17 protein-coding genes are annotated in these 22,011 nt (G+C 47.4%); 8 read left to right on the forward strand and 9 right to left on the reverse strand.

What is annotated here, in order from left to right; all coding sequences use genetic code 11:
* Position 1 precedes the first annotated feature (1 nt).
* On the reverse strand, positions 2 to 2,380 hold the full coding sequence (locus T433_RS0108525; RefSeq protein WP_027455510.1) for a TonB-dependent receptor: 2,379 nt from the start codon (positions 2,378 to 2,380) through the stop codon (positions 2 to 4).
* A gap of 385 nt (positions 2,381 to 2,765) precedes the next feature.
* Positions 2,766 to 3,749 (reverse strand): GNAT family N-acetyltransferase, encoded by a 984-nt coding sequence (locus T433_RS0108530; protein WP_027450067.1) that lies wholly within the window; start codon positions 3,747 to 3,749, stop codon positions 2,766 to 2,768.
* Between the two features lie 90 nt (positions 3,750 to 3,839).
* Here T433_RS0108530 and T433_RS0108535 point away from each other — a divergent pair, with 90 nt between their 5' ends.
* From T433_RS0108535 to T433_RS0108550, 4 genes are read left to right on the forward strand one after another with little or no spacing between them, the layout of a single operon-like run.
* Complete coding sequence (locus tag T433_RS0108535; protein ID WP_027450066.1) at positions 3,840 to 4,367, forward strand: nitroreductase family protein; 528 nt, start codon at positions 3,840 to 3,842, stop codon at positions 4,365 to 4,367.
* Between the two features lie 7 nt (positions 4,368 to 4,374).
* Entirely contained in the window at positions 4,375 to 5,142 is a 768-nt protein-coding gene (locus T433_RS0108540; protein ID WP_027455511.1) for a Rossmann-like and DUF2520 domain-containing protein, read from the forward strand.
* Positions 5,139 to 5,657: a KdsC family phosphatase gene (locus T433_RS0108545; protein ID WP_027450064.1), complete on the forward strand. Its 519-nt coding sequence runs from the start codon at positions 5,139 to 5,141 to the stop codon at positions 5,655 to 5,657. The genes T433_RS0108540 and T433_RS0108545 overlap by 4 nt, the downstream gene beginning before the upstream one ends.
* Before the next feature lie 10 nt (positions 5,658 to 5,667).
* A complete protein-coding gene (locus T433_RS0108550; protein ID WP_044109539.1) occupies positions 5,668 to 6,249 on the forward strand; it encodes a Maf-like protein in 582 nt (193 codons plus the stop codon).
* 195 nt (positions 6,250 to 6,444) lie between these two features.
* Here T433_RS0108550 and T433_RS0108555 read toward each other — a convergent pair whose 3' ends face one another.
* Positions 6,445 to 7,251: a hypothetical protein gene (locus T433_RS0108555; RefSeq protein WP_027450062.1), complete on the reverse strand. Its 807-nt coding sequence runs from the start codon at positions 7,249 to 7,251 to the stop codon at positions 6,445 to 6,447.
* Positions 7,252 to 7,351: 100 nt separating this feature from the next.
* On the opposite strand from T433_RS0108555, the gene T433_RS0108560 reads away from it, so the two are divergent.
* Together T433_RS0108560 and T433_RS0108565 are read left to right on the forward strand one after the other, a co-directional pair.
* Positions 7,352 to 8,644 (forward strand): replication-associated recombination protein A, encoded by a 1,293-nt coding sequence (locus T433_RS0108560; RefSeq protein WP_027450061.1) that lies wholly within the window; start codon positions 7,352 to 7,354, stop codon positions 8,642 to 8,644.
* A 5-nt stretch (positions 8,645 to 8,649) separates the two neighbouring features.
* A complete protein-coding gene (locus T433_RS0108565; RefSeq protein WP_027455513.1) occupies positions 8,650 to 9,276 on the forward strand; it encodes a trimeric intracellular cation channel family protein in 627 nt (208 codons plus the stop codon).
* On the opposite strand, the gene T433_RS0108570 is transcribed toward T433_RS0108565, so the two are convergent.
* On the reverse strand, positions 9,266 to 9,892 hold the full coding sequence (locus T433_RS0108570; RefSeq protein ID WP_027455514.1) for a phosphoribosylanthranilate isomerase: 627 nt from the start codon (positions 9,890 to 9,892) through the stop codon (positions 9,266 to 9,268). The two genes, T433_RS0108565 and T433_RS0108570, sit on opposite strands and share 11 nt — an antisense overlap.
* Positions 9,893 to 10,040: 148 nt before the next feature.
* Between T433_RS0108570 and T433_RS15940 the strand changes: the two genes are divergently transcribed.
* The gene (locus T433_RS15940; RefSeq protein ID WP_081778428.1) at positions 10,041 to 13,733 is read left to right on the forward strand and encodes a glycoside hydrolase family protein; all 3,693 of its coding nucleotides are present in this window, start codon (positions 10,041 to 10,043) and stop codon (positions 13,731 to 13,733) included.
* 29 nt (positions 13,734 to 13,762) lie between these two features.
* Complete coding sequence (locus T433_RS0108580; protein WP_027455515.1) at positions 13,763 to 16,471, forward strand: LamG-like jellyroll fold domain-containing protein; 2,709 nt, start codon at positions 13,763 to 13,765, stop codon at positions 16,469 to 16,471.
* Positions 16,472 to 16,532: 61 nt separating this feature from the next.
* Here the strand turns inward: T433_RS0108580 and T433_RS0108585 are convergent, their stop codons facing one another.
* From T433_RS0108585 to T433_RS0108605, 5 genes are all read right to left on the reverse strand, one after another.
* Positions 16,533 to 17,705 carry a GDP-L-fucose synthase family protein gene (locus T433_RS0108585; protein ID WP_027450057.1) on the reverse strand — a complete coding sequence of 391 codons (1,173 nt, stop codon included), beginning with the start codon at positions 17,703 to 17,705 and terminating at the stop codon, positions 16,533 to 16,535.
* Positions 17,705 to 18,796, reverse strand: a complete 1,092-nt coding sequence (gmd, locus tag T433_RS15020; RefSeq protein ID WP_044109542.1) for a GDP-mannose 4,6-dehydratase — start codon at positions 18,794 to 18,796, stop codon at positions 17,705 to 17,707. The genes T433_RS0108585 and gmd overlap by 1 nt, the downstream gene beginning before the upstream one ends.
* Positions 18,797 to 18,805: 9 nt before the next feature.
* On the reverse strand, positions 18,806 to 19,873 hold the full coding sequence (locus T433_RS0108595; RefSeq protein WP_027450056.1) for a mannose-1-phosphate guanylyltransferase: 1,068 nt from the start codon (positions 19,871 to 19,873) through the stop codon (positions 18,806 to 18,808).
* Between the two features lie 67 nt (positions 19,874 to 19,940).
* Positions 19,941 to 20,582, reverse strand: coding sequence for a DedA family protein (locus T433_RS0108600; RefSeq protein ID WP_027455516.1), 642 nt, complete (start codon positions 20,580 to 20,582; stop codon positions 19,941 to 19,943).
* A complete protein-coding gene (locus T433_RS0108605; RefSeq protein ID WP_027455517.1) occupies positions 20,579 to 22,009 on the reverse strand; it encodes a tetratricopeptide repeat protein in 1,431 nt (476 codons plus the stop codon). The genes T433_RS0108600 and T433_RS0108605 overlap by 4 nt, the downstream gene beginning before the upstream one ends.
* Between the last annotated feature and the right edge of the window lie 2 nt (positions 22,010 to 22,011).

Genomic DNA, 22,011 nt, shown 5'->3' on the forward strand with positions numbered 1-22,011 from the left:
ATTACAACTCTACAATGATCTTGCCGTTAATCTGGCGCCCTGTCAGATAGTTGGGAACAGCCCATTGGCGGTTGGTGACGTCGGTCACCCAGTAGTAGCTGTTTACGTTGGAAATGCCAAACAGATTTAGACAGTCGATGCCCAGCCAAACGCGCTTAATGCTGTATTTCTTTGTTTCTGACTCCGATGGCTGATAGGCCAGATAGCTCATACCGATGTCCGCTCTTTTGTAGGCAGGCGCCCTGAAGCTCTGGTTGGTGATGCCGCGATGGGGCGCGCCGAAGGGCAGTCCGTCGGCATAGGCCAGTTTCAGGGTCATCTTCCAACGCGTGGTACCTGGGAAATAGTCGGTGAAGTGCAGGTTGAGTGCGTAGCGTTGGTCGGTGGGCATTGGGATCCACTGGCCGTTCATCTTCTGTTGTGTACGCATCAGCGAGAGACTTATCCACGAGTCGGTGCCAGGCACAAACTCGCCATAGAGCTTCAAGTCGAGACCTGCGGCATAGCCCGAACAGAGGTTCTCGCCGTAGTAGGTCGTCTTCACGTTTTGTATGTTATAGGGCACCAAATTAGACAGCGCTTTATAATAGACCTCGGCACTAAACTTATAGGGCAGGTCTTTCATCTTGAACCGGTAGTCCATCGCTCCTATAATCTGGAACGAGCGCTGACTCTTGATGTGCTTGTTGAGCGTCACTTTTGTGATGCTGCCCACGGCAGTCGTATCGCGAAACTCCTTATAGAACGGTGCCTGGTAGTAGATACCTGTGGCCAGTCGGTAGGTGATATCTGGATTATAGGCGGGCACCAACGCCAGCGAGGCCCTGGGAGACACCAGCGTCTCTTTGTTGAACGACCAGTTGGCAAAGCGAACACCATAGTTCAACGTGAAGAAGTTGTCGCCGTTGTGCCATCGGAAGACGTCTTGCACATAGCCTTCAATGCGTGTGGAGCGCATATCGTTTTTGGACGAAAGCGTGTAGATAAGGTCCAGACGGTTGCCGGTGTGGGGAATGGAGTAGCCGCTGGAGTCGCGCATCTCGTACTCACGACTCTGCTCTTTCAGGTGTTCCCACTTCACCACCAGTCCTCCTTCTATCTCATGTCGCTTCAACTTCCTGTTCACCATCAGCTTCAGGCTCTGTACGTTGGCCGTGAGATAGTTGCGCGCATGTTCGGCATAGGTGCCCACGCCCAGTTGCTCTGCGCTCTGAGCATCGTTCAGCCAGTATTGTCCCTGTATGTCGTAAGCCTCTTGCTCCTTGGTGTGGAAGGCCGACCAGAGCAGTTTGATGCTGAGTGAATCGCTGATGTGACGAGTGATGGATGCGGCCCCAAAGAGTGTGCGGAAGATGTCTTTTTCCTGTCCGTCAAAGTACACCTTGAATGATTTTGTCGACTGCATCGTGCCGAAGCTCGTTTCACGATCGTGCGGCTTGAAGTTGTAATGGTTTTCAGAGATGTTTCCCAGCAGGTCTAACGACCACCGCTTGTTGGGCTTGTAAGTTATATACGACTGATAATCAAGCTGATTTGGTCTGTATTCTCCAGTTGTTTCGAGTGAGCCAAGTAGATACCTGTTTGTCTTATATCTCAGGCCGTGACTCATGGAAAACTTCTTGTTCGACATGCCGACATAGGCGCTTCCGCCCAGCAGCGAAGCCATAGCCGTGGCTTCAAATGCCTTGGGACGCTTGTAGGTGATATCCAGCGCACTCGACATCTTGTCGCCATACTTAGCTGAGAAACCGCCTGACGAGAAACCAATCTTCTCAACCATATCAGGGTTGATGACCGAGAGGCCTTCCTGCTGACCGCTTCTGATGAGTAGCGGGCGGTAAACCTCGATATTGTTGATATACACCGAGTTCTCGTCGAACGAGCCACCTCTGACGTTATATTGGCTGGAGAGCTCGTTGTGTGTAGAGACGCCAGCCTGCTGCTGTATCAGTTCCTCCACGGCATTGCCCGATGCAGATGGCGTGGCCTTCAGCTCCTTAGCATCAATCTCCTGCATCTGCGTGGTCTGTCGGCGGCGCTCTGTGATCACCACTTCGCTGAGTTCCTGCATGGGTGACATCTGTATTTGCAGCGTCTGCGTGGTGCGCGGGTTTCTCAGTACTCGGGTGCGGGTCTTGTAGCCAACCATAGAGAAGCGTATCTCTACCGAGTCGGCCGATTGTAGTTTCATGTTGAATTCACCCTTCAGGTCGGTCATCGTTACCTTAGCTTGCTTGGCACAGGCCACGGTGGCAAACTCAAGGGCATTGCCATCCTCGTCGGTCACGCGACCTTTCAACGTGAAAGATTGCGCCACGACAACACTGCTCATCAATAGCATGACGAGTGTAAGAATGAGGGATGTACACTTTGAATTCATTTCTCTTATAACGCAGAAATGCTCGTTTTATTATGGAGTTTGCATTTTAACCCAGAAAACTTATGCTTTGCCGTAACTAAACTACCCCTTTGCCGTAACTAAACTGCCCCTTTGCCGTAACAAAAGTGCCACTTTTGTCTTCCAATACTGGCACTTTTGCTCCGATTCTAGACTCTAGAATGCGTAATTCTAGACTTTAGATAGAGTAATTCTAGACTCTAGAATGAGCGTGTCCAGACTCTAGAATGCACCTTTCTAGAGTCTAGGTGCAGTACAATACTTATCGAATTGCATCGCAATAGCGCCACTCTTAGGTCGTAAAAGCGTAACTATTACCACACAAAATGAACGCTTTTAAATTGTCAATTCTCAATTGTCAATTCTCTCAGTCTTTGTAGAACAAAGAAAACAACCGGTTCAGCCAACCTATAGAGATATGAAACCATCGATAGGTAGATGAAGGCTTTCCGCCAAATCGCAAGATGAAATCGCGATAGCCGTTCTTCTTGAATGGCAAGCCTACGTCCAGGAAGAACATGTGCTCATAGCCCATTCGGTGGGCATCTTTCAGTGCGTGCCAAATGGTGATGATGTCGGGATGAACAAAGGCATACGACTTGCGGCGGAAGGCTGAGAACCACAGGTAAGCTTGATTCTGACTGAAGAACACCACCGAACAGCCAATGATATGCTGGTGATAGCGCGTGACGTAGAGGCGACAAGCCTCGTGGTTGATAAGGCTGCAGAAGAAAGAGTCTTCGGGGATATAGCGCTTGGGCTTCAGCCAGTGATAGCGCCGCAGGAGCTTTGAAAAGGCCTTGAAGTCAGCTTCGGTCTTCACCACATCGGTCTCAACGCCAAGCTTGTAGCTGCGCTCTATGCGCTTTTTCATGCGTTCGCTGAGTCGCTCTTCTGGTGCTTTGGAGTGAAGCGAGTTGTGGATGCTCATCCATCTCACGGGAAAATAGCCTGCCTCGCGAAACTGACGATAGCCAAACATCTTCTCTCTCAGGTTGCTGACCTCCACATACAGGATATTGCGTCCAAGCGCAGTGGTCAGTTTCTTGAGCATCATGCCAAACAGCGTGGCACTCTGGTCTTCATAGTCGGGATGATAGACGCCTTCGCCCAGGATGCGACAGTGGCGATAGAGATAGGGTGGGAACCACGAACAGCGGAAACGTACGATACCAAGCATCTGTGCTACCACGGTGCCGTCTTGCGTTTCCATGGTGACCATATACGGGCGTTGACGACGACTAGGCTCGACAAGCGTGAAGAACGTCTTGCTGTGGAAGATGTTTTTCTCTTCCAAGCCCTCGGGCAGCTTGTCACCGCTGGTGTATATTCTGATGCTTAATTCGTTCATCGCTGGCAAAGATACGAAATAATTCTTAATTCATCGTTCTCGTTTCGCAATAATTTCGTAACTTTGCCGAAAAATGTAACTCTCTAGAAAATGACAAACTTTAAGACATTGGCGCAGACGCGTCGTTCACATCGCAAGTTCACGAGTGAGGAAATTGATGCAGAAGATGTAAAACTCATTCTCAGAGCGGCACTCATGTCGCCCACATCAAAAGGACAGCGTGCATGGGAATTTATAGTGGTCGATGACAAGATGGATCTGGAAAAGCTCTCGGATGCTAAAGCCATGGGCGGCCAGTTCCTGAAGGAGGCTCCTCTGGCCATCGTTGTGCTGGGCGACCCCATGGTCAATGACTGTTGGATAGAGGATGGCTCTATTGCTGCCATCTCGATGCAGTACCAGGCCGAGGAACTGGGACTTGGTTCTTGTTGGGTGCAGATGCGTGGTCGCGGGCTGAGCGATGGTACCAGTGCCGATACTGTTATCAGGGGCATACTTGACATCCCCGAGAACCTGTCTGTGCTCTGCGTACTTGCTGTGGGACATAAGGCCGATGAGCGTCAGCCACAGAACGAGGATAAGCTGAAGTGGGAACGTGTTCACCTGAATAAGTATTAAGAGCTGTATGGATATCGTTTTTGTGGGTGCAGGAAGACTGGCCACCAACATGGCGCAGGCTTTGTGCCAAAAAGGACATCGCATAGTGGCTGTTTACAGTCGCACGATGCTTTCTGCACAGCAACTGGCCGAGAAGGTGGGCGCTGAGGCTACCTGCGATCTGCAGTCATTGCCCAAGAATGCAGATGCTTTTATCTTTTCGGTGAAGGATACTGTCCTTGGAAGTCTGATTGCCGATCTGCAGTCGGGGCGCGAAGGGGTCCCCTTCTTTCACACGGCAGGCTCCGTGTCTATGGAGGTCTTTGGTCAGCATCGTCATCATGGTATTATCTATCCCATGCAGACGTTCTCCAAAGAGCGATTGGTTGATTTCTCTCGTGTACCTATATTTATAGAGGCCAACGATGATAGCTGTCTCCGCCTGGCCGAGGATCTGGCCTCGTCCATCTCGCCACTCATCTATCACCTTTCTTCCGCAGAGCGCCGATATCTTCATCTGGCAGCTGTCTTCGCCTGCAATTTTGCCAATCATTGCTATGCCTTGTCGGCAGAGATCCTGCAGAAGCATGGCCTGCCATTCTCGGTGATGCTGCCTCTGATCAACGAGACGGCACAGAAGGTGAACACGATGGATCCTGTGGAGGCACAGACGGGACCGGCCGTACGTTACGATGTCAACGTGATTGAGGCTCAGAATGCATTGCTTGCAGATGCCCCCGACGTGCAGAAGATTTACGAATTAATGAGTAAAAGTATACATCTGTTAGCGAAATGATTAACTACGATTTGACAAAGATTAAAGCCATTATCTTCGATATTGATGGCGTCCTTTCGGCAGAGACCATCACATTGGCTCCCGATGGTTTGCCACAACGAACGGTAAACATCAAGGATGGCTATGCCATTCAGTTGGCCATCAAACTGGGTCTTCATATTGCCATCATGACGGGTGCTAACGTTGATGCCATTCGCGTGAGGTACGAAGGACTGGGCGTGAAGGATGTGATGATGGGCTGTGCCGTGAAAATCACAACCTATGAGGCCTTCCTCAAGAAGTATCAGCTCACTGATGAAGAGGTCATGTTTATGGGAGACGACATACCCGATTTGGAAGTGCTGCGCAGGGTGGGGTGCCCCGTATGTCCGCAAGACGCTTGTCAGGAGGTGCGTGAGGCCTGTCTTTACGTCAGCGACCGGAAAGGCGGCTACGGATGTGGGCGTGATGTCGTAGAACAAACCCTGCGTGCTCAGGGTAAATGGCTGATGAACGAAAAAGCCTTTGGCTGGTAAAGGAAAAATTATGTTTGAGAATCTACAGAAATATCATATCGTGTTGGCAAGCAATTCGCCTCGCCGACGCGAACTGTTAGGAGGGCTCGGCCTTCCTTTCGAGGTGAAAGTGCTTGGTGATATTGATGAATCATATCCCTCAACACTGCCTGTAGGCGAGATTGCGCAGTATATCTCTAATAAGAAAGCAGAGGCCTACCAGGCAGTCATGAAGTCCAATGACCTCATCATTACTGCCGATACGGTGGTGATTGCTGGCGATGAAGTGATGGGCAAGCCTCATGATGCCAGCGATGCTCGTCGCATGTTGCATAAGCTGAGCAACTGCTCTCATCAAGTGACAACAGGTGTTTGCTTGATGACCAAAGACAAGAAGCGCAACTTTTCTGTTACGACAGACGTAACGTTTAAACAACTCACAGACGACGAAATCTATTATTACGTTGAGAAATACCGTCCATTTGACAAGGCTGGCGCCTATGGAATACAAGAATGGATCGGCTATATAGGTGTCACAGGATTGAGTGGGAGCTACTTCAACGTAATGGGGTTGCCGGTTCAGCGTATTTATACGGAATTAGCATCTTTTTAGTTCTATTTTTCTTAAACAATAAAAAAAATAGTGAAAAGTTTTGGCATTGTAGAAATTATTTGTAACTTTGCAATCGATAACTAGTAATTTTAATCTATATTTATCATTTTCCAAAGTTTTTAAAAAAAGGGAACCCGTTCGTGAGAATAGGTTCCCTATTTTATTGTAGTAAGGTGGATTTCTGATAATGAAGAACTACTCTTCGCCGTAATCCGACATGTTTTCAGCTTCCTCGTCGGGGTCGCCACTACCCAAATCCATCATGGTAGAGTAGTTCTCTTCAGTGATATCTTCGTCATTGGGATCAGAGATCTCAATATCGTCCTCGTCGGGCTTGTTGTAGTTGTCCTCGATTTCTACATCAGCATCGTCGTCCTCATCGTCCATGCTTGATGAAGCAAACTTCATGCGAGGCTTCTCACTCTCAGGTTTAGCTTTGGCAAAGATAGCCTCAACCCATGTGCCTTTGGCTACTTCCAGCACCTCAAAACCGTCTTCAACCTTCTTCTCGTACATGCCACCCTTCTTGTGCAGACGATCTTTGGGAAGTGTGGTGGTAGAGATGTCAAAGCCACTCTCGATAATGTCTTTGATGCTCTGAGACAACGAATCCCAACCTCCGCCAAAGTTACGGTCTAACACTTCGATAAGCTTGGTTGCAGAGATGTGACGAATGTTCTCGTAGGTCAAATCCGTAACACGCATGATGGGACGCTTCTTGATGGCCCATGTGACCTTGGCATTCTCGTCCAGCTTTACTTGGCCTACTTTATATCCCAGTTTTTCGAATTTGGTCTTTACCAAATCAGAATCGCTGTTAATCTCCTCAATCATAAATGCAGAACGAATGATGTCTACAAAATGGCGTGCATTGTCTTTTACCTCAGCATCTTTTTCGGCACCTTCCCACAAGCGGAAGATGTCGTTTTCCTGTATGTCCCACACACTGCTTTTGGTCAGTGTCTTGAGCGTAAGTGCTTTTTTATTAGTCTGTTGCTCCATAAAAATTAGTGCATTTGCTTGTTTATGGTGCAAAGATACGAAATTATTCTTAATTCATAATTCATATTTCGCAATTATTTTCTATCTTTGCATCGAAATTATGGCAGAACCATTAGCAGAAAGATTGAGACCGCGAACGTTGGATGACTATATTGGTCAGCAACACTTGGTAGGTGAGGGGGCTGTTCTCCGCAGAATGATAGACTCGGGGCGCATCTCTTCTTTCATTTTGTGGGGACCTCCGGGCGTTGGAAAAACAACGTTGGCGCATATCATTGCCAACAAGTTGGAAACACCCTTCTACACGCTCTCTGCAGTGACAAGTGGCGTGAAGGATGTCAGGGATGTCATTGAAAAAGCGCAGAAAGGACGCTTCTTCAATGAGGCTTCACCTATATTATTTATAGACGAGATTCATCGCTTCTCTAAGTCTCAACAGGATTCTTTGTTGGGGGCGGTGGAACGCGGTATTGTTACACTGATTGGTGCAACGACGGAGAACCCGTCTTTTGAGGTTATCAGACCTCTGTTGTCGCGTTGTCAGCTGTATGTTCTTCGCTCACTGGAGAAAGAAGACCTGCTGAAACTGCTGGATCGTGCTATTTCTACCGACGTGGTTCTTCGGGAGCTTCAGATCAACCTGAAGGAGACCGATGCGCTATTAAGGTTCAGCGGTGGCGATGCGCGTAAGCTGTTAAACATCCTTGAGCTGGTTGTTGAGAGCGCTAAGGCGACCAAAGATTCTGCATCTTCAGAGATTGTTATCACAGATGATTTCGTAGTGTCGTGTCTCCAGCAGAATCCGCTGGCCTATGATAAGGATGGCGAGATGCATTATGACATCATTTCTGCCTTTATTAAGAGTATCAGAGGAAGTGATCCCGATGCAGCGCTGTACTGGATGGCACGCATGATAGAGGGTGGGGAAGACCCGCAGTTTATTGCCCGCCGTCTGGTGATCTCTGCTGCCGAGGATATCGGATTGGCCAATCCTAATGCCTTGTTGCTGGCCAATGCCGCCTTCGATACGGTGATGAAAATAGGATGGCCCGAGGCGCGTATCGCTCTGGCAGAATGTGCGGTCTATTTGGCCACCTCGCCCAAGAGCAACTCTGCTTATCTGGGCATTGATCAGGCGCTGGCTTTGGTGCGTGCGACGGGCAATCTTCCCGTGCCTTTACCTCTTAGAAATGCTCCAACTAAATTGATGAAAGAGCTTGGATATCATGATGGTTACAAATATCCACATGATTATCCTGGCCACTTCACCCAGCAGCAATATATGCCCGATGAACTGGTTGACCAGCGGCTGTGGCACGGACAACATAATCCGGCAGAGGAGAAACTCTATCAGAGAATGGTTAACTATTGGGGAAAACGTTTTGAAGATTAGGATAGATGAATCAGGATTTCTTGATCAGCGTTATTGAAATGCTTGGCACATTCGCCTTTGCCATTTCAGGCATTCGTCATGCGGCAGCAAAACATTTTGATTGGTTTGGCGGTTATGTTTGTGGCATTGCCGTGGCCATTGGTGGCGGTACTATACGTGATGTCTTGCTTGGTGCCACACCGTTTTGGATGACAACGCCCATTTACATGATATGTACGGCTATCGCATTGCTGACCGTTGCTTTTATGGGTAAATGGATGGAACCATTGAAGAATGCTTGGTTCGTATTTGATACCTTTGGTCTGGCTCTGTTTACTGTGGCAGGAATCCAAAAGAGTCTGGCTTTCGGACAACCTTTTTGGGTGGCAATCATCATGGGATGTATCACGGGCGCAGCGGGTGGCGTCATTCGAGATGTGCTTCTCAATAATGAGCCTGTCATATTCCACAAGGAGATTTATGCTATGGCCAGTGTGCTGGGAGGTGTGGTCTATTGGATAGGACTAGCTGCAGGCCTGTCTGTCGGCATTACGGCTATTGTGAGCTTTGTGCTGATCTGCCTTGTTAGATTCCTAGCTGTTCGCTACCATATCTCTCTACCTATCCTTGCCTCCGAGGATTCTAATTCTTAAGCAGGTCTAAAAAGGCCTTGAGTCTTTCTATATCCTTGATGCCAGGCTGACTTTCAAAACTGGTAGAAAGATCTATTCCGGCCAATTGGGGATGGCGGATGTTGCGAATGGATTCTGCATCTTTCTCAGTAAACGTGCCACAAAGAAAGAAGGGTTTTGTTCCTTCGTATTCTGATAGGAAGTTGATGTCTTTCATATCGAAGATGAATGCTTCGACGGCGTGTTCATATTTCCCATAGCTTTCTTTCTGTGGCTTTGCCTTCTTCCAAAACTGAATGACTGGGCAGATGTTGGGAACGAGGGTCGCGCGCAGATTACGGATGAGTGTTGGTGTTTCTTCTCCGTTTAGTTGGATGATATCAAGGCCGAAGGTGACCGCCCGTGTGATGATGTTCTGAGGCATCTCGTTGGTGAAGACACCAACTTTCTGGATGGAAGAGCTCGCCTCTGCAGACATAGACCTTCCACGATCAGGAATAATACCTGCATGGGTGGAAAGCATTGTCACGTGACGTGGCGAATCCGCACAGAAATGCAGGCCAATATAGTCCACACTCAACCCACTGACTTGGCGAATGTTCTCGCCGTCTTTCATGCCACAGACTTTAATCTTCATCTTTGCTATTTATTCTTTCTTATCCTAACGGATAAACATACGCAATTATTGTTTTGCCAAAAAACAATAATTAATTTGGAGAATTACCATAATTCCTTTAACTTTGCATCAAAATTAATAAAACTAAAACTATCAATCTATTTATACAATGAAGAAAGTACTGATTCGCGGGATGCTGATGGCCCTTAGCCTCATCCTTACTACCAGTCTGACCGCATGGTCGGCAAATCAAAAAACTACCGTTTCGCAAGTAACGACATCTATCTCCTTGACGAATGATGTTGATTATGTTGTGTCGTCGGCAACTCCTTTCGGGAATAATGGTGTTGTGAACATCGTCAATACAGAACATGCCGTTCTTATCTTAGACGCTGTGAAGCCCTCTGCTGCGCTGGGGCTTTTGGAAAAGCACGTGCAGATTAATGGCAAGCGCGCCGTTTACAACACGAACTGTCAGGTGAAGCTCTATAATCGTGGTTGTATCATCCTGCCTTATGAAGGCAGCTTCAAGCCACTGACGGTCTATTCTGAACCCAATTTCGCAGGTGAGTCTTGTAGCGACTTTGGTTTGGAGAATACTGGCGGTTTCATGAATACGCTGACCGATGAGAAACTGAACAACAGAATTCGCTCCTTCAAATTGAAGCGAGGCTATATGGTGACCTTCGCCAATGGAAAGGGAGGACGTGGCTATAGCCGCTGTTTTATTGCTGCAGACAAGGACCTCGAGATAGCTAACATGCCTGCGGTTCTGGATCGCAGTATTTCTTCATATCGCATCTTTAAGTGGTATGATACCGGTAAGCAGGCGCTGGCCAACGATACGCGCGCTAATTCTGTGGAAGCATTGAATGTTACCAGCTGTTATTCGTTTGGTCTTGGTGAGAACCGCGGCATAGACTGCGAGTGTGTGCCTCACCACATCAAAGAAGACTGGCCTTCTGCTGCTGATTGCGGTAGGGTGTCTTATTCTCCGCATTTGAAAACCAATAATGAGCCGGGAAATTCCGCCGACGACACTCCGCAGTCGGTAGCGGTAATATTGGATAACTGGGAAAATCTGATGCGTACAGGCATGCGCTTGTGTTCACCATCTTCTCATGATGGTAGTCTTAATCACCTGCGTGAGTTCATGGACAGCATTGATGCACGTGGATGGCGCTGCGACATCATTGACTTGCATTGCTATTGGGCAGAGAGTAGTTTCAATGAATGGAGTTTCAAGACTCAGTGGGTGGATCGCTATCATCGTCCAATCTGGATTTCCGAGTGGGTATGGGGCGCATCGTGGAATCATAATGGTGCTTTTGCCTCTGATGTGACAGAGCAACAGAATGCTGAGGCTATTAAGCGTATCTGTGGAAACCTGAACAACTGGGATTACATTGAACGTTACTATTATTGGAACAGTGAGCGTGACCCATCCAAAATCATGAGAGACAATTTCTCCTTGACTGCTGCGGGTCAGTATTATGCCACCATCAACTCTGGCGTAGGCTATAACGGTAAGTACGACTATGCTCCAAAAGTTGTTAAGCAGCGTACTCCGTCTGGTTTCACCCTTGAGTTTGATAACAAGACAAAGGTTGCTACACTGAAGTGGCACGATTATAATGGTGAGATGAATGGCGGCATCTATGTAGAGCGTCGTGTGAATTCATCGGCCAAGTGGGAGACGTTTGCAGAAATTCCCATGGAGGAAAGTGCTGCCGACTATACTTATGAGGATAAAAACTCAGGCATTGGCTATCAGTATCGTGTGCTTGTGGTTGATGGAAATGGCGACGAGCGCAGAACCAATCAGATCACAGCTGCTGCAAAAGAGGTTCAGGCCGGTGATGCTATTGAGATTAATGGTGCCACCAAGTATCTGGGCGGTAACGTTTTCAAAAACGGCAACTTCATGATGGGACTTACTGGATGGACTAACGGCGCAGGCGAACCTCTCGCTGCTCCTTATTTCCAGGACGTTGCCAAGGGTGGTTTTGCTGGTTATCCTTATCTGCAGTGTTATGGCGATGGCGATGAAAATAGCGAGAAGTCTATTCGCCAGGTAGTAGATATCAAGCCCAATACGGATTATTATTTTGCTGGTGCTGTATGTAATACCACCAATTTGTCGAGCTTCGTATATGGCTCTAGTGATGGTATTCAGAAGGATAAGAGCTTTTTATATATACATAATACGACTGGCTCATGGGTCATGCAGTCTAAAACATTCAATTCAGAAGCATATTCAAAGGCCATCTTGTCTTTCCGTGCGTTGGGTGCCAAAGCTCAGTTTGGCAATCTCTATATGGGCCCGTTGTATGACACACTCGACGAGGCCGTAGCCGATGGCCTTTCCAGTGTTCGCCAGACAGCTCAGCTCTTCCAGAGCTATAACACGAAATACACATTCATCAACGATGATCTAACTCAGAAGATGAATGCTGTTACCACTAATGATGCCAACGCTCTTGCATCACTCCAGACCTTGTTGGAGCAGGCCTTTAAGGCCTATTCGTATTTGAACGAGTATGCCAGAAACAAGTCGTTGTGGTCTGACTATGTAGCATTGAATCTGCCTGGCAGTGACGAGCTGCAGCAGATGCTATCGCAGTTTGATGGCACAACGACTATTGATGCTATCGTCGCTTCTTATCCTCAGCTCACGGCAGCTGTGGAGGCATATTACCCACAGACTTCTTTGACCGATGCTATCGTGTCTCCATCTTTCTCTACCTCTACTGGATGGACCACGAAATGCGGTACTTACACAGCTGGTGACCAGCGTCTCAATAAACAGAATGATGTGACGTTCTGGAACGCATGGTGGTCTGGAATAGATGCTTCAGAGGGTACTGCTAAGAGTATGGCTATCAAACAGACCGTCGAGGATCTTGGGCATGGCTTGTACTCATTGGAGTGTAAGGCCTCAACAGAGCATTTCTGCCTGAGTGATCAGCATGCCTATCTGACCGATGGCACTACAACGGTATCAACACCTGTCCTGACTGCTGATTATTACGATCTGCCCACCGTCAGTGTCGAAGATCGCTGGCAAACGCTGTTGACTTCTCCTCTGTATGTTCCTGATGATGCTGCATTGACCGTTGGCTTCGTTGGAACCAAAGAAGGGGCTATCAATGGAGCATGGCATAAAGTGGGAGACACCAAGGCTGTTGCTGATAACCGTGAGGGATGGTGGTGCGCCACAGACTTCGTCTTGAAGTTCCATCCTCTCTATCGCACCACCGTTGTTCCTAACCAGTGGACGGTCACTTGTCTGCCTTATGCTGTGAAAGCCAGTGATGGGGTGAAGTTCTACATGATTGGCGCTGTAACAGCCGATCTCAAGAACCTCTGTCTGTATGAGGTTACGGAGGTTCCCGCTGGTCTTCCTTTTATTTTCAAGTCAGAGAAAGCCGATGTTTCTTTGTATGAATATGGTGCGAAGGCGAAAGAGCCGGTACTCGGACAAGGAAACCTTTGGGGCTATTTCCGTACTACAGCGCGCGTACCCAAGCAGCACTATTATTTGGATAATGGTGTTTGGAAAAAGGTTGATCCGGAAAATCGTCCTCGTATGAGCAATTATACTGCCGTCATTCTTCCTTTTGACGATTCTCTGGCAAGCTATATTCCCAAGAAAGACAATTGGGAAGGTGAGACAATGCCTATCGAAGGACTGACAGAGGCCGAGTATGCACTTGCAATCAGCAATGTCACCCTTTCCTCTACGCAACTGGAAGATGGTTTATACACCATCGACGGCAGAAAGATTAATTCTACTCAAGTTAATAAGGGTATTTACTTGAAGGTAGAGAATGGACATGTTTATAAGATTATCAAAAAATAATAATTAGAAAATCAAGAATAATTAAAATAATGAACACAAACAACTATTTACTTACAGCGTGCCTTCTGGTCTCTTCTGTGGCTATAGCGCAGGAGCGTTCGTCGTCAAGCATCAATCTGAAGATCTTTAAGAAGTCGGATATCACGATGCCTGTAGATATCAAAGCCGAGGGTAAGCGCTTCTCTCCAACATGGGGACTGGACTTGGCGTGGCCCAATGAACAGAACCTGAGAAAGGGACTGCGTCATATGGGAGCTGAAAATGTGGGTATTGGTCGCACCTCTTTTCGCGTTTTCTCACCACTGGTGAATGATGTGTCTTTGGCCATCGATCAGATTGGTGGTCTTAGCATGCGTTCCACAATGTTTGACATTGTGAGCAAAGACCTGCCACTGGTGATGAACTGCGACAATGGTTATCGACCAGAGAATAGTACAGAGCCGTTTATCAATACCTATTATACCAAGGAAAACAAGACTGTCAATGTTGACCACTGGGCTAAATGTATCGAAGCTCATGTAGCGTGGATGAAAGAGAATTCCACGCATCCTATCATTGGTGTGTCACCTTTCAACGAGCCCGACAATGCCTGGGAGAAGAATCTCCGTGGAGAAATCCAGGGTAACAAGACGGATGAGGCCAACGTGGCTAGAAAACTAAAAACCTACGATAGCATGCAGGGCATTCTTATGTGTGGTGGCAACACGCTGAATGATGATAATGCCATCAATTGGTATAGTGAAGGTTCTGATGTTTATGACTGGGGTAACACCCACCAGTTGGCAGGCTCTATGGATAGCTATGTCAACTTCTACGACCGCCTGCAAAATGATGGAAAAGTGGGCTATAATGACGAAATGCATAATGTGGTCGAGGCTATGGCTGGACTGGAGCATGGCATGAGTGTTGGTATTTGGTGGGGCTTTGACAGTCGTGCTCGTGGTGAGTTCTGCGACATCAGTCGTCATGGTGAGCGTCTTGATTATCGTGATCACCGTAACAATTGGACGGCAGCCAGCATCTATCGTCATGATGACGGCCGTGTGAAGGCCTTTATCGGTTCTTCTGAGCGTCAGGCAAATACTACCTCTTATCAGTTTGTATCTCCACAGCGTGATCTCTATTTCGATGGTCAAGGCCCGCTGCGTGCTTTCCGTATGGAGATACCTGGTGGTACAGGCTATATGAATGGACAGGTCAATGCCGAGCGTGTTATTGATATCACTTGGGGTGATGACGTTCAGCCTTCTGCCATTGATGGTCAGTATCAGATCGTCAATGAAGCTACAGGATTGTCCATTGGTACACAGGGAGACAATATCGTGGTGCAGAAATACGAGAAACTGGGCACACAGAAGTGGAATGTGACACCAGCAGTATCTCCAACAACCTCAGGCGATTTCAGTTTCTATGATATCACTGCTTCGAAAAATGATTGGCTTCATCTGAATGTTCAAGACTTCTCAACGTTTGATGGTGCAAATGTGATGGCGTATGGTGCTAACAAGGTTGCTCATTCTAACGAGCAATGGTATTTGGAGTATGCTGGTAATGGTACCTATTATATTCGCAATCGTGAGAATGCTCTTTATCTGACGACCGTAAAAACGTCGGCAATCAATAATGTGAATGTGCAGACCAACGAACTGTTGACAGGCGAGGACCGCACTCGTCAGCTGTGGCGATTCCTTCCTGTTACTGCTACTTTCGACCGTAAGGCACCTGCACAGCCCCAGGGACTTGTTGCCGATGCTCAGCCTGCTTCTGTGCGTTTGTCATGGGATGCCAATAAAGAGCGTGACCTCGATGGTTATATGATTCTTCGTGCTGAGAAGGGTCGTGAAGAGTGGAACACCATTGCCCGCAAAGTTAAGAAAGCTCATTTCGTAGATAACACCTGTCTGCCCTCAGTGGACTATGTCTATAAAGTGAAGGCCATTGACCTCTCGGAGAATCTGTCAGAGGCTTCAGAGACCATCGAATCAACTGCCACAGGCGAGAAAGCGATGATTGCCCGTTGGCATTTTGAAACCAATCTGTATGACGAGACTCCTAATATGATGGATGCTGTTCATAGTGATACACCTGCCTATGTGGATGATACTACTAATGACATCAAGTATCTCTCGTTGACAAATGGTGCTCATCTTCAGTTGCCCTATAACATCGCCAATCATGATGAGATGACCATTGCCATGTGGATTAAAATGCGTGCTAATAATGCTTGGCAACGCGTCTTTGATTTCGGCCTCGATGATTCACATTATATGTTCCTGACCACAAATAATGGTAAGAGTGGCATGCGTTTCGCTATTAAGAACGGAGGAGACGAACAGATACTTGATGCCACCCAGAACTTAGCGTTGTCAAGTTGGAAGTACCTCACCGTGACTATTGGCAAGGACAAGACAGCGATCTATTTGAATGGCGAGGAGGTAGGTTCAAGCAATAGCATCACCATTAAGCCAAGTGATTTGCATGCAGTATTAAATTACGTAGGTCGTAGCCAGTTCCTGACGGATCCCAATATGCCAATGCTCATTCGTGACATGCGCATCTATAATTATGCTGCAGATGTAGAAGAGATAAAAGTCATGATGAACGATAAGAGTAACGACATCAAGGATGTCAAGGACGAAAAACAGCCTTCTGCAATATATGGTATTGATGGAACTCGACGCTCGCAGATGAAACGAGGAATCAACATCATCGACAAGAAGAAGGTGATGAAGAAATAACAAAAAAATAAAGGTTGGCAATTTTGTCAACCTTTATTTTTTTCCTTTACTTGTTCTTTTTCTATCGAAGACTGTCTTGATACCAATGGAATAGTTTGTCAACGCCATCTTCAATCTCTACTTTGTGTGTCCAGCCCAGAGAATGAAGCTTCTCAACATCGATCAGTTTGCGCATGGTTCCATCAGGTTTCGTGGCATCAAACTCAACGGTACCTTCAAAGCCAACACTTTTCACAATCAGTTCAGACAACTCACGGATGGTCAGCTCTTTGCCTGTACCCACGTTGATATGACAGTTGCGAATCTCTCCCAGCGAGGGGATGGCTCCACCTCTACCTGCAGAGTGGTTGCGATCAACGGCACCGTCTGTTGAGGCTCCGAAGTGAACACTTGAATATTTCTCAATGCCAATGATGTCTTTGAAGTCCACATTCAGCAGTACGTGTACGCTGGCATCGGCCATGTCCTCGCTCCACAGGAATTCTCTTAATGGCGTGCCTGTACCCCAGAGGGTGACCTTATTGTTTTCAATGCCATACTTGGCTAAGACGCGAAGAATGTCCTCCTTCGAGGCATCGCCGTTGACGCCTTCTACGGGGCGCTTGTTCAGGTCAATGGCAATCTTCTCCCATTCTCCCTCATGAATCAGTTTAGCCAAATAGATTTTGCGCATCATAGCTGGCATCACATGACTATTCTCCAAATGGAAATTGTCGTTGGGACCATAGAGGTTGGTAGGCATGACGGCAATGTAGTTAGTGCCGTATTGAAGGTTGTACGACTCACACATCTTCAGACCAGCGATCTTTGCGATGGCATACTCTTCGTTTGTGTATTCCAGAGGGCTTGTCAGCAGGCAATCCTCCTTCATGGGTTGGGGCGCATTTTTGGGGTAGATACATGTCGAACCCAGGAACAATAACTTCTTTACGCCGTGTGCATAGGCCTCGCTGATCACGTTGCATTGTATCTTCATGTTCATCATGATGAAATCAGCGCGATACAGTGAGTTAGCCATGATACCACCCACAAATGCTGCTGCTAATACCACAGCATCTGGCTTCTCTTCATCAAAGAACTTCTTGACGGCTACTTGGTCTGTCAAGTCGAGCTCTTGATGACTGCGTCCTACAAGATTCGTGTAACCTCTCTGCTGTAGGTTGTTCCAAATGGCAGAGCCTACTAGTCCGTGGTGCCCTGCTACGTATATCTTAGAATTCTTTTCTAGTGCCATTATTTCACGATTCCTTTCTCTAAATACTCTGCTAGGTTTGTGCGTACTTTGGCTGCAGCTCCTTCTGCTGCCACTTTGGCCATGTCGCTGTCCACCATGATTTTCACCAATTCCTCAAATGAGGTCTTGTTGGGATTCCAGCCCAGTTTGGCTTTTGCCTTGGTCGGATCGCCCCACAAGTTGACCACGTCTGTTGGGCGATAGAAGTCGGGACTGACTTCGATAAGCACCTTGCCTGTTGCTTTATCGATGCCTTTCTCCTCAGCGCCTTCGCCCACAAACTCCAGTTTAATGCCTACATGCTTAAATGCTGTATAGCAGAATTCGCGGACAGAGTGCTGCACACCGGTGGCAATTACGAAATCTTCTGGCTCCTTTTGTTGCAGAATCAGCCACATGCATTCCACGTAGTCTTTGGCATAGCCCCAGTCGCGAAGACTGCCTAGGTTACCCAGATAGAGCTTGTCCTGCTTGCCTTGCTTGATGCGAGCAGCGGCCAGCGTAATCTTACGGGTCACGAATGTCTCACCACGGCGTTCACTCTCATGGTTGAAAAGAATACCCGAGCAGCAATACATGTTGTATGCTTCGCGATACTCCTTAACAATCCAGAAACCATACTGTTTTGCTACGGCATAAGGAGAGTAGGGGTGGAACGGGGTGTTCTCATTCTGTGGCACTTCTTCCACTTTTCCATACAGTTCGGAGGTCGATGCCTGGTAGATACGGCATGTCTCTGTCATTCCCAGCTGACGCACAGCTTCCAGAATGCGCAGCACACCTACAGCGTCAACATCGGCCGTAAACTCAGGTGAGTCAAAAGACACCTGCACATGGCTCTGTGCTGCAAGGTTATAAATCTCAGTAGGGCGAACTTTGCCGATGACACCAAGAATACTCATCGAGTCGCCCAGGTCTGCATAGTGCAGATGAAAGTGACTCTTTCCTTCTAAATGAGCGATGCGCTCACGATAGTCAACCGATGAACGGCGGATAGTGCCGTGCACCTCATAACCTTTATCTAAAAGAAACTCTGCCAGATAAGAGCCATCTTGGCCAGTGATTCCTGTGATTAATGCTATATTCTTCATATTTATTATTTAGTTTTCACCGCTGAACTGCTTGATGCGTTGTTCTTCAGAGAGTTTGCAAATGAGCAGCGTGTTGTCGTTTTCTGCCACGATGTAGCCATCTAATCCCTGTACCACCACCTTCTTCTCTTGCGTGGTGTGTATCATGCAGTTGTGTGTCTCAAATAGGTTGATGTCGTTTCCGATGCATGCGTTTCCATAGAGGTCGCGGCGTACGTGCGACTGTAAAGACCCCCAGGTACCCAGATCGCTCCAACCGAAGTCTGCAGGACAGACAAAGATTTCCTCAGCCTTCTCCATGATGGCATAGTCTACAGAGATATTCTCGCACGAAGGGAACTTCTCGTTGATCACTTCCTGTTCCTGTGGCGTGCCATATACGGGCAGAAGCGATTCGAAGATCTTATTCATCTTGGGCTGATATACGCGGAATGCGTTAACAATCGTCGATACATTCCAGATGAAGATGCCTGCATTCCAGTAATAATAGTTCTTCTTAATATATTGTTGCGCTGTTTCCAAATCAGGCTTCTCGCGGAAAGAGTCCACACGGAATATACCTTTATTACGCAGCGAACTATTAGATAAGTCTGCTTGTATGTAGCCATAGCCAGTCTCAGGACGATTGGGCTTCATGCCCAGTGTGACAATGGCATCGCTTTCGTCGGTGAACTCCATACATTCCTTGATCACACGTTGAAACTCCTGAACGTTCATGACAATATGATCACTGGGGGTCACCACGATATTTGCTTTAGGATCCTGTGCCTTGATGCGCCACGATACATATGCGATACATGGTGCTGTGTTTCTGCGACACGGTTCACACAGAATGTTGCCTTGTGGAATGTCAGGCAGTTGCTGACGTACAATATCTACGTATCTTTGGTTAGTAACTACCCAGATATTTTGGGGATTGACCAGTTTGCCAAATCGTTCTACGGTTAGTTGCAACAGTGTTTTGCCAACGCCAAGGACGTCGATAAACTGTTTAGGGCGTTCTGTTGTGCTCATTGGCCAAAAGCGACTTCCGATGCCGCCCGCCATAATCACGAGATGATTGTTAACTTGAGCCATAATTGTTATTGATTTCTTGATTCTTTTGCAAAGATATGTATTTTATATGACATCCGCAAGCAAATGACTATGATTTTTCCTTCTTTCCCTTTAGATAGCTCTTTAACAGCAGATAACCGATTAATAAAGCCACGATAGCCAGTATGCCGCCTACGATGTAGTGGTTGTATTGCCCGATGATGTTTTTTAGTTCTTCATCGCTCACATCTCCTACGGCCGTGTGCAGATACCAGCCCATGGCGGCCAGGATGCTGTGCCATGCGCCAGCACCGATGGTGGTGTAGAGCAGGAACTTCCAGTAGTTCATCCGTGCCAGTCCGGCAGGAATGGATATGAGGTGGCGGATGCCAGGCACGAGTCTGCCTGTCAGTGTAGCCATGATGCCATGATTGTCAAAATAAGACTCGCTCTTTTCTACCTTTTTCTGGTTGAGTAAACACATCTTTCCCCATTTGCTATTGGCAAATTTATAGATGACAGGACGGCCTACATAGAGCGCCACGAAGTAGTTGATAGAGGCACCGATGTCAGCACCAATGGTGGCAAATAGTATCACTAAGAAAACGTCCAGATCGCCCGTGGCAGCACGATAAGCAGCCGGTGCGACCACCAATTCAGAGGGAACGGGAATGACAGTACTTTCCAATAGCATCAAAAAAAAGATGGTGCTATAATTCAGATTGCTTAATAAACTTGATATCCAACTCATAGGTTAATCTTGCCTATTACATAATTATAATATTCTTCTGGAGCCACCTCTTCAGGGAAAACGTTTGAGAAAACATTCTTACATTCCTGTGGGTTCAGTTTGCAGGCCTTATCCAGGTTTTCTAAGAAGCCCTTGGTGTCTTTAAGGTCGTAGCAGCACATCGCCATATAGGCATAACCGTCTTTGACGTCTGTGGGAGCCACTTGGAAATATCTCCTCAGCAGGTCGTAGGCAGCCTTCACCATCTGGTTTTCTAAGAACGACACTGCGATGTGCAGCAGCATCTCTGCCGGTTTAGCCGCCTTTTCCAAGGCCTGCTTAAAGGTCTTTTCTGCTTCCTCCACTCTGCGGCCGTTCAAAAGGATGTGTCCTCTGATCAGTAGCACATGTGCCTTGTCTTCTCCCAGCTTATCCAATTCATCAATGCATGCCAACGCCTCATCTATCTCGTTGTTTGCACAATAGGTTAAAGCCAGTTCGTGGTTGATGTCAGGTAGTAGTACCTCGTTGAATTCTTTGGCTTTTTGTTTGGCTTGCAATAGTTTTTTGATGGCTTCTTGATGTCTGTTCAAGTTGCCAAGACAAATACCAGTGAATAGAAGGGCAGCACAGTTGTCGGGGACGATTGTGAGTGCACGCATGTAGAACTTCAGGGCTTCCTCGTAGTTGCCAAGGTTGCTTAGCCCGTTGGCTTTTGCCAGCATGGCCTCCGTGTCATCAGGGTTGATGGCCAGGGCATATTCGCTGCTCTCCACGGCCTTGGCGATGTCGCCTTTCATCAGCTGGGCATTCGACAGTGAAATCCAGTATTGTGAAGAGTAGGGGGACTTATCTAGTAATTCGTCGAACATCTTTTCGCTGTCTTCGAATTTCCCAAGGCCCAGCAGGGTGTGAGCCATGATCTCCTTGAAGTCCTGTGAATCTTCTTTCTGAGCGCCACATATCCATTTCATGGCCAGGGCATAGTAGCCCCACTGCTCATAGATATGCGCTATGTCAACGATAAAATCCTGTCGCTCAGATGTTGGTATCTTTTCGATTTCAGTTTCGAGATAGTTCTCTGCTTCATCCTCTTTGTTTTGTGCCAATAGGATCTCTACCCAGTCATAGACGTAGTCTGGGCTGTCCGTCTCAGTTATCTGTGCGTAGTATTCCTTGGCAGCTTCAATGTCGTCTCTCTCGAAGGCCTCGTGTATTCTGTAGGTCAGCGGACCGATAGCACCAGGTGAAAGGCTGAGTGCTAGTTGTAAAGCATTCTCAGCCTTTTCCTCCTGTTCGTGCATATGGTAATAGTCCGCAATCTCAGCGAGCTCATTGGCGTCAAGTAAGACAGGAAGTCCAGATTCAACAGACTTCTCGTATTCGTTTAAACGCTCGGTGAACTCTTTGTCGTATGAATCAATGTTTGAGCCTTCGTTTACTGACATCT

The sequence above is a fragment of the Xylanibacter brevis ATCC 19188 genome, assembly GCF_000621725.1.
Lineage (GTDB): Bacteria > Bacteroidota > Bacteroidia > Bacteroidales > Bacteroidaceae > Prevotella > Prevotella brevis.